Source organism: Streptomyces griseoviridis (genome assembly GCF_005222485.1).
Taxonomy (GTDB): domain Bacteria; phylum Actinomycetota; class Actinomycetes; order Streptomycetales; family Streptomycetaceae; genus Streptomyces; species Streptomyces hintoniae.
In genome coordinates, this window is sequence record NZ_CP029078.1 from 7,700,844 (window position 1) to 7,716,893 (window position 16,050).

The 16,050-nt window shown below is 71.4% G+C and carries 14 protein-coding genes; all 14 read left to right on the top strand.

The features are described 5' to 3' along the window. Positions 1-4: 4 nt before the first annotated feature. Complete coding sequence (locus tag DDJ31_RS33335) at positions 5-877, top strand: glycosyltransferase family 2 protein (protein ID WP_127182486.1); 873 nt, start codon at positions 5-7, stop codon at positions 875-877. 99 nt (positions 878-976) lie between these two features. Continuing rightward, complete coding sequence (locus DDJ31_RS33340) at positions 977-1,906, top strand: ABC transporter permease (RefSeq protein WP_127176687.1); 930 nt, start codon at positions 977-979, stop codon at positions 1,904-1,906. Then, on the top strand, positions 1,899-2,699 hold the full coding sequence (locus tag DDJ31_RS33345) for an ABC transporter ATP-binding protein (RefSeq protein WP_127176686.1): 801 nt from the start codon (positions 1,899-1,901) through the stop codon (positions 2,697-2,699). The genes DDJ31_RS33340 and DDJ31_RS33345 overlap by 8 nt, the downstream gene beginning before the upstream one ends. A gap of 372 nt (positions 2,700-3,071) precedes the next feature. Beyond that, positions 3,072-3,974 carry a squalene synthase HpnC gene (gene hpnC, locus DDJ31_RS33350; RefSeq protein WP_127176685.1) on the top strand — a complete coding sequence of 301 codons (903 nt, stop codon included), beginning with the start codon at positions 3,072-3,074 and terminating at the stop codon, positions 3,972-3,974. After that, entirely contained in the window at positions 3,971-4,924 is a 954-nt protein-coding gene (hpnD, locus tag DDJ31_RS33355) for a presqualene diphosphate synthase HpnD (protein WP_171480936.1), read from the top strand. The genes hpnC and hpnD overlap by 4 nt, the downstream gene beginning before the upstream one ends. Next, entirely contained in the window at positions 4,924-5,061 is a 138-nt protein-coding gene (locus DDJ31_RS33360) for a DUF6380 family protein (protein ID WP_164784846.1), read from the top strand. Before hpnD ends, DDJ31_RS33360 begins: the two co-directional genes overlap by 1 nt. Beyond that, positions 5,058-6,485: a hydroxysqualene dehydroxylase HpnE gene (gene hpnE, locus DDJ31_RS33365; protein WP_127176684.1), complete on the top strand. Its 1,428-nt coding sequence runs from the start codon at positions 5,058-5,060 to the stop codon at positions 6,483-6,485. The genes DDJ31_RS33360 and hpnE overlap by 4 nt, the downstream gene beginning before the upstream one ends. Positions 6,486-6,553: 68 nt before the next feature. Then, positions 6,554-7,618: a polyprenyl synthetase family protein gene (locus DDJ31_RS33370; protein ID WP_164785097.1), complete on the top strand. Its 1,065-nt coding sequence runs from the start codon at positions 6,554-6,556 to the stop codon at positions 7,616-7,618. A gap of 118 nt (positions 7,619-7,736) precedes the next feature. Beyond that, positions 7,737-9,743, top strand: coding sequence for a squalene--hopene cyclase (gene shc, locus DDJ31_RS33375; protein WP_127176682.1), 2,007 nt, complete (start codon positions 7,737-7,739; stop codon positions 9,741-9,743). Then, entirely contained in the window at positions 9,743-10,384 is a 642-nt protein-coding gene (locus tag DDJ31_RS33380; RefSeq protein ID WP_127176681.1) for a phosphorylase family protein, read from the top strand. Before shc ends, DDJ31_RS33380 begins: the two co-directional genes overlap by 1 nt. Positions 10,385-10,389: 5 nt before the next feature. After that, on the top strand, positions 10,390-11,412 hold the full coding sequence (hpnH, locus tag DDJ31_RS33385; protein ID WP_127176680.1) for an adenosyl-hopene transferase HpnH: 1,023 nt from the start codon (positions 10,390-10,392) through the stop codon (positions 11,410-11,412). Positions 11,413-11,416: 4 nt separating this feature from the next. After that, positions 11,417-12,574: a flavodoxin-dependent (E)-4-hydroxy-3-methylbut-2-enyl-diphosphate synthase gene (ispG, locus tag DDJ31_RS33390; protein ID WP_127176679.1), complete on the top strand. Its 1,158-nt coding sequence runs from the start codon at positions 11,417-11,419 to the stop codon at positions 12,572-12,574. A gap of 28 nt (positions 12,575-12,602) precedes the next feature. Beyond that, a complete protein-coding gene (gene dxs, locus DDJ31_RS33395; protein ID WP_127176678.1) occupies positions 12,603-14,507 on the top strand; it encodes a 1-deoxy-D-xylulose-5-phosphate synthase in 1,905 nt (634 codons plus the stop codon). After that, positions 14,504-15,889, top strand: a complete 1,386-nt coding sequence (locus DDJ31_RS33400; protein WP_127176677.1) for an aspartate aminotransferase family protein — start codon at positions 14,504-14,506, stop codon at positions 15,887-15,889. The genes dxs and DDJ31_RS33400 overlap by 4 nt, the downstream gene beginning before the upstream one ends. Positions 15,890-16,050 lie beyond the last annotated feature (161 nt).

Sequence of the window (16,050 nt, forward strand, 5' to 3'; positions counted from 1 at the left end):
CGCCATGAAGGTCGGCGCCGTCATCATCACCATGGGCAACCGCCCCGAGGAGCTGCGCGCTCTGCTCGACTCGATCGCCAAGCAGGACGGCGACCCGGTGAGCACCGTCGTCGTCGGCAACGGCTCACCCGTCCCCGACGTCCCCGACAACGTCAGGACCGTCGAGCTGCCCGAGAACCTCGGCATCCCCGGCGGCCGCAACATCGGCATCGAGGCGTTCGGCCCCAGCGGCCGCGACGTCGACGTGCTCCTCTTCCTCGACGACGACGGACTGCTCGCCCAGCACGACACCGCCGAACTCTGCCGCCAGGCCTTCGCGGCCGACCCGAAGCTCGGCATCATCAGCTTCCGCATCGCCGACCCCGACACCGGGGCCACCCAGCGCAGGCACGTGCCGCGGCTGCGCGCCGCCGACCCGATGCGCTCCTCCCGGGTCACCACGTTCCTCGGCGGCGCCAACGCCGTCCGCACCCAGGTGTTCGCCGAGGCGGGCGCCCTGCCCGACGCGTTCTTCTACGCCCATGAGGAGACCGACCTCGCCTGGCGCGCGCTCGACGCCGGCTGGATGATCGACTACCGCTCCGACATGGTGCTGTACCACCCCACGACGGCTCCCTCCCGGCACGCGGTCTACCACCGCATGGTGGCCCGCAACCGGGTCTGGCTGGCCCGCCGCAACCTCCCCGCGCCCCTGGTCCCGGTCTACCTCGGCGTCTGGATGCTGCTCACGCTGCTGCGCCGGCCCTCGCGTCCCGCCCTGAAGGCGTGGTTCGGCGGGTTCAGGGAGGGCTGGAACACCCCCTGCGGACCCCGCAGGCCCATGAAGTGGCGTACGGTGTGGCGGCTGACCCGGCTGGGCCGACCCCCCGTCATCTGACAAGCTCGTCCCCGTGGGAGTCCGGCCCCGGTCCGGGGTCCGGACCCCATGTCATGTCCGCACCCGCTGCGCATTCCGAAGACGAAAGTGTTTCCCCTGGTGAGTGAGACAACGCACGACGGCACGGTCGCCCTCGGCACGCCCGTGTCGCCCGACGACGGCCTCACGTCGGCCCAGCTTGCCGACCGGTACGGGCTCACCGTGAGCGGCGCCCGGCCCTCGCTCGTCGAGTACGTCCGCCAGCTCTGGGACCGGCGCCACTTCATCCTCGCCTTCTCGCGGGCGAAGCTGACCGCCCAGTACAGCCAGGCGAAGCTCGGCCAGCTCTGGCAGGTGGCGACGCCGCTGCTCAACGCGGCCGTCTACTTCTTCATCTTCGGCCTGATCCTCAAGGCCGACCGGGGCATGTCCCGAGACGTGTACATCCCCTTCCTGGTCACCGGCGTCTTCGTGTTCACCTTCACGCAGTCCTCGGTGATGGCGGGCGTGCGCGCGATCTCCGGAAACCTCGGCCTGGTGCGGGCGCTGCACTTCCCGCGCGCCTCGCTGCCGATCTCGTTCTCGCTCCAGCAGCTCCAGCAGCTGATGTTCTCGATGATCGTGCTGTTCGCGGTCGCCATCGGCTTCGGCAGCATCCCCGACCTGTCCTGGCTGCTGATCGTGCCGGTGCTGGTGCTCCAGTTCCTCTTCAACACCGGCCTCGCCCTGATCATGGCGCGGGCCGGCGCGAAGACCCCCGACCTCGCGCAGCTGATGCCGTTCGTGATGCGGACGTGGATGTACGCGTCCGGCGTGATGTTCTCCATCCCGATCATGCTGGAGGACAAGCCGCGGTGGGTGGCGGACATCCTCCAGGTGAACCCGGCCTCCATCTACATGGACCTGATGCGCTTCGCGCTGATCGAGGACTACTCGGCCGCCAACCTCCCCGACCACGTCTGGGCGCTCGCCGGCGGCTGGGCCCTGCTGCTCGCCGTGGGCGGGTTCGTGTACTTCTGGAAGGCGGAGGAGAGGTACGGCCGTGGCTGAGCACCAGGAGACCGGGCGGACGGGTGCCCCCGTCCCGACGGTCATCGCCGACGAACTGCACATCGTCTACCGCGTCAACGGCGCCAAGACCGGCAAGGGCAGCGCCACCGCCGCCCTCAGCCGCATCATCAAGCGCGGCTCCGACGACACCGCCCGCGGCGTGCGCAAGGTGCACGCCGTCCGTGGCGTCTCCTTCGTCGCCTACCGGGGCGAGGCGATCGGCCTGATCGGCTCGAACGGCTCGGGCAAGTCGACCCTGCTGCGCGCCATCGCCGGGCTGCTGCCCGCCGAGCGCGGCAAGGTCTACACCGACGGCCAGCCCTCCCTGCTCGGTGTGAACGCGGCCCTGATGAACGATCTGACGGGCGAGCGGAACGTCATATTGGGCGGGCTCGCCATGGGCATGTCCCGCGAGCAGATCATGGCGCGCTACCAGGGCATCGTCGACTTCTCGGGCATCAACGAGAAGGGCGACTTCATCACCCTGCCGATGCGCACCTACTCCTCCGGCATGGCGGCCCGGCTGCGGTTCTCCATCGCCGCCGCCAAGGACCATGACGTCCTCATGATCGACGAGGCGCTCGCCACCGGCGACCGCAAGTTCCAGAAGCGCTCCGAGCAGCGCATCAGGGAACTGCGCAAGGAGGCCGGCACGGTCTTTTTGGTCAGCCACAACAACAAGTCCATCCGGGACACCTGCGACCGGGTGCTCTGGCTCGAACGCGGCGAACTGCGGATGGACGGACCCACCGACGAGGTCCTCAAGGAGTACGAGAAGTTCACGGGCAAGTAGCCCCCCGGACGACCGCAGCCCACGCGGGGCCCCGCCGGACTCCTCCGGCGGGGCCCCGCGTCTGCAAAGGAAGTGTCAACTCGGCCTCGGCGCAGGAATCTTGAGGCCAATCGGTGTGTTGTTGTGATGTGCGGGACACCCCGACGATCCTCGTTGCGTTGTACAACGTAAGCTGGTCCGGTGCTGAATCGCGGCAATCGGGGCGATAACGCGCGACACCCTCGATCGAGCAGGCCGCGCGCACGGTCGGGCGGCGTGTCCGAAATAGTGTGTATTGGGTCCGCAGTGTAGAACGGGAGATGTGACGGCAATGGCTACGGAAACTCCCCGGCTTCGCGCAGCACGTGCCGTCCCCGCCACGGGCGGCCGACGATGACCGGAACCCGCACGTCCCGCCCCGCGGACCCGGAGCGCGACACCCTCGACAAGGCGGCCGCCGAGAACTTCCCGGTGGCCCCCTTCTTCCTGCCCAGGGCCTGGCGCGACGACCTGATGGCCGTCTACGGCTTCGCCCGCCTCGTCGACGACATCGGCGACGGCGACCTGGCCCCCGGCGGCGCCGACGCCCGCCTCCTCGGTGTCGAGCCAGAGGACGCCGACGACCGGCTGCTGATGCTCGACGCGTTCGAGGCCGACCTCGGCCGTGTCTTCGACTCCACCCCGCGCCACCCCCTGCTGCGCCGCCTCCAGCCCACGGTCCGCCGCCGCGCCCTCACCCCCGAGCCGTTCCTCGGGCTGATCGCCGCGAACCGCCAGGACCAGCTGGTCACCCGCTACGAGACGTACGACGACCTGCTCGCCTACTGCGAGCTGTCCGCCAACCCCGTCGGCCGTCTCGTGCTCGCCGTGACCGGCACCTCGACCCCCGAGCGGATCCGCCTTTCGGACGCGATCTGCACCGCACTACAGATCGTCGAACACGTGCAGGATGTCGCCGAGGATCTCGGCCGTGACCGTATCTATCTGCCCGCCGAGGACATGAAGCGCTTCCACGTGCGGGAGAGCGATCTCGCCACCGACCACGCGGGCGCGTCGGTGCGCGCGCTGGTCGCATACGAAACAGAACGCGCCGTCGGCCTGCTGAATGAAGGCGCCCCCCTCGTGGGTAGCGTCCACGGCAGATTGAAGCTGCTGCTCGCGGGATTCGTGGCTGGGGGGAGAGCGGCGGTCCGCGCGATCGTCGCCGCCGAGTACGACGTACTTCCCGGCCCGCCCAGAGCCGGCAGGTTCCAGCTGCTGCGCGAGGCGGGCGTGACGCTGCGAGGAAAGGGGTGATCCGGACCGTGGAGTCGGAACAGCAGCTCGTGTCCGCACCGGTACTCGCCGCCTACCGGTACTGCGAGGCCGTCACAGGACAGCAGGCCCGCAACTTCGCGTACGGCATCAGGCTGCTGCCCACGCCGAAGCGGCGCGCGATGTCCGCGCTGTACGCGTTCTCCCGGCGCGTCGACGACATCGGTGACGGCGCGCTGCCGAACCCGGTGAAGGCGGAACGCCTGGAGGAGACCCGGGCGCTGCTCACCCGGGTGCGGGCCGGCGAGGTCGCCGAGGACGACACCGACCCGGTCGCGGTCGCCCTCGCCCACACCGCCGACGTCTTCCCGGTACCGCTCGGCGGCCTCGACGAGCTGATCGACGGCGTCCTGATGGACGTGCGCGGCGAGCGGTACGAGACCTGGGACGACCTGAAGGTCTACTGCCGGTGCGTGGCCGGCGCCATCGGGCGGCTGTCGCTCGGCGTGTTCGGCACCGAACCGGGCGCGCGAGGCGCCGAACGCGCGCCGGAGTACGCCGACACCCTCGGCCTCGCGCTCCAGCTCACCAACATCCTGCGGGACGTCCGCGAGGACGCCGAGGGCGGCCGCACCTACCTGCCCGCCGACGACCTCGCCAAATTCGGCTGCTCCGCCGGGTTCGACGGCCCCCTCCCCCCTGACGGCTCCGACTTCGCGGGCCTCGTCCACTTCGAGGTGCGGCGGGCCCGCGCCCTCTTCGCCGAGGGCTACCGGCTGCTGCCGATGCTCGACCGGCGCAGCGGCGCCTGCGTCGCCGCCATGGCCGGCATCTACCGCAGGCTGCTCGACCGCATCGAACGCGACCCGGAGGCCGTGCTGCGCGGCCGGGTCTCGCTGCCGGGACGCGAGAAGGCGTACGTCGCCGTCCGCGGCCTCTCGGGCCTCGACACCCGGCACGTGACGCGGCGGACCGTCAGGAGGCGTGCCTGATGCGCCACCCGCACGACGACACCCGCCCCGGCGCACGGCGGCGGGCAACCCCGCGCCCGCGCACCGCGTCCCTGACGGCGACGGCGGGCCCCGCCGCGTTCCCGAACGGCGGCCGGGCGGGGGAGGACGCGCGATGACCGACGGCAAGGCGTCAGGCGGACCGGGCACCGGGGCGCCCGCGGGCCACGGCAAGGACGCCGTCGTGATCGGCGGCGGGCTGGCCGGTGTCACTGCCGCCCTCGCCCTCGCCGACGCGGGGGTGCGGGTCACCCTCGTCGAGGGCCGCCCCCGGCTGGGCGGACTGGCCTTCTCCTTCCGGCGCGGCGAGCTGACCGTGGACAACGGACAGCACGTGTACATGCGCTGCTGCACCGCCTACCGCTGGTTCCTCGACCGGATCGGCGGGACGGCGCTCGCGCCGCTGCAGGATCGTCTCGACGTGCCCGTTCTCGACCTGGACCGCCCCGAGGGACGCCGGCTCGGCAGGCTCCGCCGCGACCCCCTGCCGGTCCCCCTGCACCTGGGGCGCAGCCTCGCCGCCTACCCGCACCTCTCGCTCGCCGACCGCGCGAAGGTCGGCAGGGCCGCGCTCGCCCTCAAAGGGCTCGACCTCACCGATCCGGCCCTCGACAGCCAGGACTTCGGCGGCTGGCTGACCGCCCACGGCCAGTCGGCGCGTGCCGTCGAGGCCCTGTGGGACCTGGTCGGCGTGGCCACCCTCAACGCCGTCGCGGGCGACTGCTCGCTCGCGCTCGCCGCGATGGTGTTCAAGACCGGCCTGCTCTCCGAGCCGGGCGCCGCCGACATCGGCTGGGCCAAGGTCCCGCTGGGCGACCTGCACGACCGGCTGGCCCGCGAGGCCCTCGACGCCGCGGGCGTGCGGACCGAGACCCGCACCCGCGTCAACGCCGTCTCCCGTGACGGGGACGGCCGGTGGAGCGTCCAGGTACCGGGCGAGCAACTGCGCACGGACGCCGTCGTGCTCGCCGTGCCGCAGCGCGAGGCGCACGACCTGCTGCCGCCCGGCGCCCTCGACGACCCCCAACGGCTCCTGGAGATCGGCACCGCGCCGATCCTGAACGTGCACGTCGTCTACGACCGCACCGTCCTCACCCGCCCCTTCTTCGCGGCCCTCGGCACCCCGGTGCAGTGGGTCTTCGACCGCACCGACGCCTCAGGACTCACCAGCGGCCAGTACCTCGCCGTCTCGCAGTCCGCCGCCCAGGACGACATCGACGCGCCCGTCGCCGCCCTGCGCGAGCGCTACCTGCCCGAACTGGAACGACTGCTGCCCGGTGCCCGCGGCGCCGAGGTGCGGGACTTCTTCGTCACCCGGGAGCGCACGGCGACGTTCGCCCCCACCCCCGGCGTCGGACGGCTGCGGCCCGGCGCCCGCACCAAGGCACCCGGCCTCTACCTGGCCGGAGCGTGGACCGCCACCGGGTGGCCCGCGACCATGGAGAGTGCGGTTCGCAGCGGTGTCAGCGCGGCCGACGCCGCGCTGAGCGCCCTGGGCCGGCCCCGCCCCCGTCGCCTCTTCGAAGTGGAGGAGGCGGCGTGACGCTCGACCAGCGCGCGGCAGGCCCCCGCACCCCCGGTACCGCAACAAGAGGAGAGACTGTGCCCACTGTGCCCCCGGCCTCGACCGCCGGCCAAGAGACCGCGGTGGACGTGACCGCGCTCCTGGAACGCGGCCGGACCCTGGCCACGCCGGTACTGCGGGCGGCCGTCGACCGCCTGGCCCCTCCCATGGACACCGTGGCCGCCTACCACTTCGGCTGGATCGACGCCGACGGCAACCCCGCCGACGGCGACGGCGGCAAGGCCGTGCGCCCCGCCCTCGCGGTGCTCTCCGCCGAGGTCACCGGCGCCGCCCCCGAGGCCGGGGTGCCCGGCGCGGTCGCCGTCGAACTCGTCCACAACTTCTCGCTCCTGCACGACGACCTGATGGACGGCGACGAGCAGCGCCGCCACCGCGACACCGTCTGGAAGGTGCACGGACCCGCCCAGGCCATCCTGGTCGGCGACGCCCTGTTCGCCCTCGGCAACGAGGTCCTCCTCGAACTGGGCACCGTCGAGGCCGGCCGCGCCACCCGCCGGCTGACCGCCGCCACCCGCGCCCTGATCGACGGCCAGGCCCAGGACATCTCCTACGAGCACCGCGACCGCGTCAGCGTCGAGGAGTGCCTGGAGATGGAGGGCAACAAGACCGGAGCCCTGCTCGCCTGCGCCTGCTCCATCGGCGCCGTCCTCGGCGGCGCCGACGACCGCACCGCCGACACCCTGGAGAGGTACGGCTACCACCTCGGCCTCGCCTTCCAGGCCGTCGACGACCTCCTCGGTATCTGGGGAGACCCGGGCGCCACCGGCAAGCAGACCTGGAGCGACCTGCGCCAGCGCAAGAAGTCCCTGCCGGTCGTGGCCGCGCTCGCGGCGGGCGGGGAAGCCTCCGAGCGGCTCGGCGAGATCCTCGCCGCAGACGCCAAGAGCAGTGACTTCGCGAACTTCTCCGAGGAGGAGTTCGCGGCCCGCGCCGCCCTCATCGAGGAAGCGGGCGGCCGGGAGTGGACCGCGCAAGAGGCCCGCCGCCAGCACACCATCGCCATCGAAGCCCTCGACGCCATCGACATGCCCGACCGGGTACGGGCCCAGTTCGTGGCGCTCGCCGACTTCGTCGTCGTACGAAAGAGATGATCACTATCGGCCGAATAATCCTCGCGTAGTCGCCGGCCGGTGTCCCGGGACACCCAGCACCGGCCGACGGCGGACCCACAGCAGCAGGTGACTTACACGACTGCACGAAGGGGAAGCCATGACAGCGACGACCGACGGAAGCACCGGGGCCATGCCTCCCCGAGCAGCCGCGGCCAGCGACACCGCAGGCACCACCCCCGAGACGGCCGGGGTGCACGAAGCCGCCGCACACGCCGTACAACGCGCCACCGACTTCCTCCTCGCCCAACAGGACCCCCAGGGCTGGTGGAAGGGCGACCTGGAGACCAACGTCACCATGGACGCCGAGGATCTGCTGCTCAGACAGTTCCTCGGCATCAGGGACGAGGCCACCACCCGCGCCAGCGCCCTCTTCATCCGCGGCGAACAGCGCCCGGACGGCACCTGGGCCACCTTCTACGGCGGACCGGGCGAACTCTCCGCCACCATCGAGGCGTACGTCGCGCTGCGGCTGGCCGGCGACCGGCCGGACGCACCGCACATGGCCCGCGCCTCGGCCTGGATCCGGGCCCGCGGCGGCATCGCCGCGGCGCGCGTCTTCACCCGGATCTGGCTCGCCCTGTTCGGCTGGTGGAGATGGGAGGACCTGCCCGAACTCCCGCCCGAACTCCTGTACTTCCCCAAGTGGTTCCCGCTCAACATCTACAACTTCGGCTGCTGGGCGCGGCAGACCATCGTGCCCCTCACCGTCGTCTCCGCGAAGCGCCCGGTGCGCCCGGCGCCGTTCCCGCTGGACGAGCTGCACACCGACAAGGACCGCCCCAACCCGCCCAAGCCCCTTGCCCCGCCCACCACATGGGACGGCCTCTTCCAGCGGCTCGACAAGGTCGTCCGCGGCTACCGCGCGGTCGCCGTGCGCGGACTCCGCACCGCCGCCCTGAACTCCGCCACCCGCTGGATCGTCGAACGCCAGGAGAACGACGGAGCCTGGGGCGGCATCCAGCCGCCCGCCGTCTACTCGGTCATCGCCCTGCACCTGATGGGATACGACCTCGACCACCCCGTGATGCGGGCCGGCCTCGAATCCCTCGACCGGTACGCCGTGTGGCGCGAGGACGGCGCCCGCATGATCGAGGCCTGCCAGTCACCGGTGTGGGACACCTGCCTCGCCGCCATCGCGCTCGTCGACGCCGGAGTCCCCGCCGACCACCCCAAACTCGTGCGGGCCGCCGACTGGATGCTCGGCGAGGAGATCGTCAGACCCGGCGACTGGGCCGTGCGACGCCCCCAACTCCCGCCCGGCGGATGGGCGTTCGAGTTCCACAACGACAACTACCCCGACATCGACGACACCGCGGAGGTCGCCCTCGCGCTGCGCCGGGTGCGCCACCACAACCCGGAGCGGGTGGACCGGGCCATCGGACGCGCGGTCCGCTGGAACCTCGGCATGCAGTCGAAGAACGGCGGCTGGGGCGCCTTCGACGTCGACAACACCAGCCCCTTCCCCAACCGGCTGCCGTTCTGCGACTTCGGGGAGGTCATCGACCCGCCGTCGGCCGACGTCACCGCGCACGTCGTCGAGATGCTCGCGGTCGAGGGCCTCTCCCACGACCCGCGCACCCGGCGCGGCATCGACTGGCTGCTCGCCGAACAGGAGCCCGACGGCTCGTGGTTCGGGCGCTGGGGCGTCAACTACATCTACGGCACCGGGTCCGTCGTCCCCGCCCTGACCGCGGCCGGGTTCCCCGGCTCGCACCCGGCGATCCGCCGCGCCGTCGGCTGGCTCGAATCCGTCCAGAACGAGGACGGCGGCTGGGGCGAGGACCTGCGCTCCTACCAGGACGCGGCCCGCTGGAGCGGCCGGGGCGCCTCCACCGCCTCACAGACCGGATGGGCGCTGATGGCGCTCCTCGCGGCCGGTGAGCGGGACTCCAAGGCCGTCGAGCGGGGCGTCGCCTGGCTCGCCGCGACCCAGCGGGACGACGGCTCCTGGGACGAGCCCTACTTCACCGGCACCGGCTTCCCGTGGGACTTCTCCATCAACTACCACCTCTACCGGCAGGTGTTCCCGCTCACCGCCCTCGGCCGCTACCTCCACGGGGAGCCCTTCGCGAAGAGGCCCTACCCCGAGGCCGAGGGGGGCTGATGAGCGCACAGCCCGACCCGGCCCCGCTGCTGATCGCCTGCGCGCTCGGCATCGAGCACCTCGCCCTGCGCGCCGGCGACCGCGGCGGCGCCGGCGGGCCGGTCACCGTGGTGCGCACCGGCATGGGACCCAAGGCGGCCGACCGCTCGGTCACCCGAATCCTCGCCGACCCGCACCTCGCCGACGCCGCCGTGCTGGCCACCGGGTTCTGCGCCGGGCTCGCCCCCGGCATGCACCCGGGCGACCTGGTCGTCGCCGAGGAGACCAGGGACCCGCGCGGGACCGTCCCGTGCGTCGGCACCGAACTGCTCGTCAAGGAACTGGCGCGGACACTGCCGGGACGCACCGTCCACACCGGGCCGCTGACCGGCTCCGACCACGTCGTGCGCGGACCCGAGCGGTCGGACCTGCTCGCGACCGGCGCGATCGCGGTGGACATGGAATCCGCCGCGACGCTTCTGAGCGCCGTCCGTACGGGACCGCGCCCCGTTGCGGCCGTCCGGGTGGTCGTGGACGCTCCAGAACATGAACTCGTCCGAATCGGCACGGTGCGCGGTGGAATATCAGCCTTCCGCGTCCTTCGTTCCGTCCTTCCCGCATTCTTCGAATGGCACCGATCCTTGTTGCTCCCCCGGAGGTGAGCCAGATGGCCATGCCGCTGCGCCAGTCCATCAAGGTCGCTACATACCTGGCAGAACAGAAGCTCCGCAAGCGTGACAAGTTCCCGCTGATCGTGGAGCTCGAACCCCTCTTCGCCTGCAACCTCGCCTGCGAGGGCTGCGGCAAGATCCAGCACCCGGCCGGGGTGCTCAAGCAGCGCATGCCGGTCGCCCAGGCCGTGGGCGCGGTCCTGGAGTCGGGGGCGCCGATGGTGTCCATCGCCGGCGGCGAGCCCCTGATGCACCCTCAGATCGACGAGATCGTGCGGCAGTTGGTGGCGAAGAAGAAGTACGTCTTCCTCTGCACCAACGCCATGCTGCTGCGCAAGAAGATGGACAAGTTCACGCCCTCGCCGTACTTCGCCTTCGCCGTCCACATCGACGGGCTGCGCGAGCGGCACGACGAGTCGGTCGCCAAGGAGGGCGTGTTCGACGAGGCGGTGGCCGCCATCAAGGAGGCCAAGCGGCGCGGCTTCCGGGTCACCACCAACTCGACCTTCTTCAACACCGACACCCCGCAGACCATCATCGAGGTCCTCGACTTCCTCAACGACGAGCTGCGGGTGGACGAGATGATGATCTCGCCCGCCTACGCCTACGAGAAGGCCCCCGACCAGGACCACTTCCTCGGCGTCACGCAGACCCGCGAGCTGTTCAAGAAGGCGTTCGCGGGCGGCAACCGGCTGCGCTGGCGGCTCAACCACTCCCCGCTCTTCCTGGACTTCCTGGAGGGCAAGGTCGACTTCCCGTGCACCGCGTGGGCGATCCCCAACTACTCGCTGTTCGGCTGGCAGCGCCCCTGCTACCTGATGAGCGACGGCTACGTGCCGACCTACCGCGAACTCATCGAGAAGACCGACTGGGACAAGTACGGACGCGGCAAGGACCCGCGCTGCGACAACTGCATGGCGCACTGCGGCTACGAGCCCACCGCCGTCCTCGCCACCATGGGATCGCTCAAGGAGTCGCTGCGCGCGATGCGCGAGACGGTCTCCGGGAACCGGGGGTGACCCCATGACCGCCGTCTCCCTCGGCGTGCCCCAGCTCCCGCCCCGGCCGATCGCCGAGCGCCGCCTCTCGCGGCGCATCGACGTCGGGCAGGTGCCGGTCGGCGGTGGCGCCCCGGTGTCGGTGCAGTCGATGACCACGACCCGCACCTCCGACATCGGCGCCACCCTCCAGCAGATCGCCGAACTCACCGCGTCGGGCTGCCAGATCGTGCGGGTGGCCTGTCCGACGCAGGACGACGCGGACGCCCTGTCGACGATCGCCCGCAAGTCGCAGATCCCGGTCATCGCCGACATCCACTTCCAGCCGAAGTACGTGTTCGCGGCGATCGAGGCGGGCTGCGCCGCCGTCCGCGTCAACCCGGGCAACATCAAGCAGTTCGACGACAAGGTCAAGGAGATCGCGGGCGCCGCCAAGGACCACGGCACGCCGATCCGCATCGGCGTCAACGCCGGCTCCCTCGACCGGCGCCTGCTCCAGAAGTACGGCAGGGCCACCCCGGAGGCGCTCGTCGAGTCGGCGCTGTGGGAGGCGTCCCTCTTCGAGGAGCACGGCTTCCGGGACATCAAGATCTCGGTGAAGCACAACGACCCGGTCATCATGATCGAGGCGTACAAGCAGCTCGCCGCCCAGTCCGACTACCCCCTCCACCTCGGCGTCACCGAGGCGGGCCCGGCCTTCCAGGGCACCATCAAGTCGGCCGTCGCCTTCGGCGCCCTGCTCTCCCAGGGCATCGGCGACACCATCCGCGTCTCCCTCTCGGCGCCGCCCGCCGAGGAGGTCAAGGTCGGCATCCAGATCCTGGAGTCCCTCAACCTCAAGCAGCGCGGCCTGGAGATCGTCTCCTGCCCGTCCTGCGGCCGCGCCCAGGTCGACGTCTACAAGCTCGCCGAAGAGGTCACCGCCGGCCTGACCGGCATGGAGGTCCCGCTCCGGGTCGCCGTCATGGGCTGCGTCGTCAACGGTCCGGGCGAGGCCCGCGAGGCCGACCTCGGCGTCGCCTCCGGCAACGGCAAGGGCCAGATCTTCGTCAAGGGCGAGGTCATCAAGACCGTCCCCGAGTCGAAGATCGTGGAGACCCTCATCGAGGAAGCGATGAAGATCGCCGCACAGATGGAGCAGGACGGCGTCGCGGCGGGGGAGCCGGCCGTCACCGTGAGCTGATCGAGCACGGACCGAAGGGGGCCCGAGCGTGACGATTCTGGAGACCATCCGGGGACCACGCGACCTGAAGGCGCTGTCCGAAGCGGACGTCGGTCGACTGACCGAGGAGATCAGAGAGTTCCTGGTGCAGGCGGTGGCCAGAACCGGCGGACACCTCGGGCCCAACCTGGGCGTGGTGGAACTGTCCGTCGCCCTGCACCGGGTCTTCGAGTCGCCGGTCGACCGCATCGTGTGGGACACCGGACACCAGAGCTACGTCCACAAGCTCCTGACGGGACGTCAGGACTTCTCCAAGCTGCGCGGCAAGGGCGGCCTCTCCGGCTACCCCTCGCGGGAGGAGTCCGAGCACGACATCGTCGAGAACAGCCACGCCTCCACCGCGCTCGGCTGGGCCGACGGACTCGCCAAGGCCCGCCAGGTCCGCGGCGAGAAGGGCCAGGTGGTCGCCGTCATCGGGGACGGCGCGCTGACCGGCGGCATGGCCTGGGAGGCGCTCAACAACATCGCCGCCGCCAAGGACCGCCCGCTGATCATCGTCGTCAACGACAACGAACGCTCCTACGCGCCCACCATCGGCGGCCTCGCCGACCACCTCGCCACCCTCCGCACCACCGACGGCTACGAACGCGTCCTCGCCTGGGGCAAGGACATGCTGCTGCGCACCCCGGTCGTCGGCGGCACCGTCTACGAGTCGCTGCACGGCGCGAAGAAGGGGTTCAAGGACGCCTTCGCGCCCCAGGGCATGTTCGAGGACCTGGGCCTGAAGTACATCGGCCCGATCGACGGGCACGACATCGGGGCCGTCGAGTCCGCGCTGCGCCGCGCGAAACGGTTCCACGGCCCCGTCCTCGTGCACTGCCTCACCGAGAAGGGCCGCGGCTACGGACCCGCCCTCGCGCACGAGGAGGACCACTTCCACACCGTCGGCGTGATGGACCCGCTCACCTGCGAGCCCCTCGTGCCGGCCGCCGCGCCCTCCTGGACCTCGGTGTTCGGCGAGGAGATCGCCGCCATCGGCGCCGAACGGGACGACGTCGTCGCGATCACGGCGGCCATGCTGCACCCCGTCGGACTCGGCCCGTTCGCCGCCCGGTTCCCCGACCGGGTCTGGGACGTCGGCATCGCCGAACAGCACGCCACCGTCTCCGCGGCCGGCCTCGCCACCGGCGGCGTCCACCCGGTCGTCGCCGTCTACGCCACCTTCCTCAACCGGGCCTTCGACCAGCTCCTGATGGATGTCGCGCTGCACCGCTGCGGCGTCACGTTCGTGCTGGACCGGGCCGGCGTCACCGGTGTCGACGGCGCCTCCCACAACGGCATGTGGGACCTCTCCATCCTCCAGGTCGTCCCAGGACTGCGGATCGCCGCCCCGCGCGACGCCGCCCAACTCCGCGCCCAGCTCCGCGAAGCCGTCGCCGTCGACGACGCCCCGACCCTGGTCCGCTTCCCGAAGGAGTCCGTGGGCCCCGACATCCCGGCCGTCGACCGGATCGGCGGACTCGACGTCCTGCGCCGCGACGAACGGCCCGACGTGCTCCTGGTCGCCGTCGGCGTGATGGCGCGGGTCTGCCTCCAGGCCGCCGAACTGCTCCAGGCCCGCGGCATCGGCTGCACGGTCGTGGACCCCCGCTGGGTCAAGCCCGTCGACCCCGCCCTGCCCGAACTCGCCTCCCACCACCGCCTGGTGGCCGTCGTCGAGGACAACAGCCGCGCCGCGGGCGTCGGTTCCGCCGTGGCACTCGCCCTCGGCGACGCCGACATCGACGTCCCCGTACGCCGGTTCGGCATCCCCGAGCAGTTCCTCGCGCACGCCAAACGCGCCGAGGTACTGGCCGACATCGGACTCACGCCCGTCGAGGTGGCCGGGCGGATCAGCGCGAGCCTGGCCGCCGGTCAACGGGCGGCAGGACCAGTCAAGGAGAAAGCTGAATGAGCAAGGAGTTCGACCTCGGCGCACTCTTGGCCGAGCGCGGAGCCGAGCGCTACGAGCTGCACGGCAAGTACCTCAACCACCAGCTCCCGCGCATGCTGCGCACCCTCGGCTTCGACAAGGTCTACGAGCGCGGCCAGGGCGCCTACTTCTGGGACGCCGACGGCCACGACTACCTCGACATGCTCGCCGGGTTCGGCGTGATGGGCCTCGGCCGCCACCACCCGGTCGTCCGCAAGGCGCTGCACGACGTCCTGGACGCCGACCTCGCCGACCTCACCCGCTTCGACTGCCAGCCGCTGCCCGGCCTGCTCGCCGAGAAGCTGCTCACCCACAGCCCGCACCTGGACCGGGTGTTCTTCGGCAACAGCGGCACCGAGGCGGTCGAGACCGCCCTCAAGTTCGCCCGGTACGCGACCGGCAGGCCCCGCGTCCTGTACTGCGACCACGCCTTCCACGGCCTGACCACCGGCTCCCTCTCGGTCAACGGCGAGTCCGGGTTCCGCGACGGCTTCGCCCCGCTGCTGCCCGACACCGCCGTACCGCTCGGTGATCTCGACGCCCTGGCACGGGAGTTGAAGAAGGACGACGTCGCCGCCCTGGTCGTCGAACCCGTCCAGGGCAAGGGCGTGCACGAGGCACCGCCCGGATACCTGCGCGCCGCCCAGGAGTTGCTGCACCGGCACAAGGCGCTCCTGATCGCCGACGAGGTGCAGACCGGCCTCGGCCGCACCGGTGACTTCTACGCCTACCAGCACGAGGACGGCGTCGAACCGGACCTGGTCTGCGTGGCCAAGGCGCTCTCCGGCGGCTATGTGCCGGTCGGCGCCACCCTCGGCAAGGACTGGATCTTCAAGAAGGTCTACTCGTCCATGGACCGGGTGCTCGTGCACTCGGCGAGCTTCGGCTCCAACGCCCAGGCGATGGCGGCCGGACTCGCCGTGCTGTCGGTCATGGAGAACGACCAGATCGTCGCGAACGCGCGGGCGACCGGCGAGCTGCTCAGGTCGAAGCTCGCCGCCCTCGTCGACACCTACGAGCTGCTCGCCGACGTGCGCGGCCGCGGGCTGATGATCGGCATCGAGTTCGGCCGGCCCAAGTCGCTGAAGCTGCGCAGCCGTTGGACGATGCTCCAGGCGGCCCGCAAGGGCCTGTTCGCGCAGATGGTCGTGGTCCCGCTGCTCCAGCGGCACCGGATCCTCACCCAGGTCTCCGGCGACCACCTGGAGGTGATCAAGCTGATCCCGCCGCTGATCGTGGGGGAGCGGGAGGTGGACCGGTTCGTCGAGGCGTTCACCGCGGTGATGGACGACGCGCACAGCGGCGGCGGGCTGATGTGGGACTTCAGCAAGACACTGGTGAAGCAGGCGGTCGCCAACCGGTAGGACGGACAGGAGCCGCCGGCCGGGAGCCGCGGCGGCGAGGGATCGGAGCCCCGCGGCCGGTGGCGGGGTGGGCGTGGGGCCTGGCGGCCGGTGGCCGGGTGGGCGTGGGTTCCGCGGTCCGGGTTTGCCTCTGAGGCAAGGAAATTGCCCCAGGGGCAAAA

What these genes read in the sequence shown, in the direction of transcription:
- DDJ31_RS33335 (WP_127182486.1), top strand. Translation starts at nt 5, where the DNA reads ATGAAGGTCGGCGCCGTCATCATCACCATGGGCAACCGCCCCGAGGAG.
- hpnC (WP_127176685.1), top strand. Translation starts at nt 3,072, where the DNA reads ATGACCGGAACCCGCACGTCCCGCCCCGCGGACCCGGAGCGCGACACC.
- DDJ31_RS33360 (WP_164784846.1), top strand. Translation starts at nt 4,924, where the DNA reads ATGCGCCACCCGCACGACGACACCCGCCCCGGCGCACGGCGGCGGGCA.
- hpnE (WP_127176684.1), top strand. Translation starts at nt 5,058, where the DNA reads ATGACCGACGGCAAGGCGTCAGGCGGACCGGGCACCGGGGCGCCCGCG.
- shc (WP_127176682.1), top strand. Translation starts at nt 7,737, where the DNA reads ATGACAGCGACGACCGACGGAAGCACCGGGGCCATGCCTCCCCGAGCA.
- DDJ31_RS33380 (WP_127176681.1), top strand. Translation starts at nt 9,743, where the DNA reads ATGAGCGCACAGCCCGACCCGGCCCCGCTGCTGATCGCCTGCGCGCTC.
- hpnH (WP_127176680.1), top strand. Translation starts at nt 10,390, where the DNA reads ATGGCCATGCCGCTGCGCCAGTCCATCAAGGTCGCTACATACCTGGCA.
- ispG (WP_127176679.1), top strand. Translation starts at nt 11,417, where the DNA reads ATGACCGCCGTCTCCCTCGGCGTGCCCCAGCTCCCGCCCCGGCCGATC.
- DDJ31_RS33400 (WP_127176677.1), top strand. Translation starts at nt 14,504, where the DNA reads ATGAGCAAGGAGTTCGACCTCGGCGCACTCTTGGCCGAGCGCGGAGCC.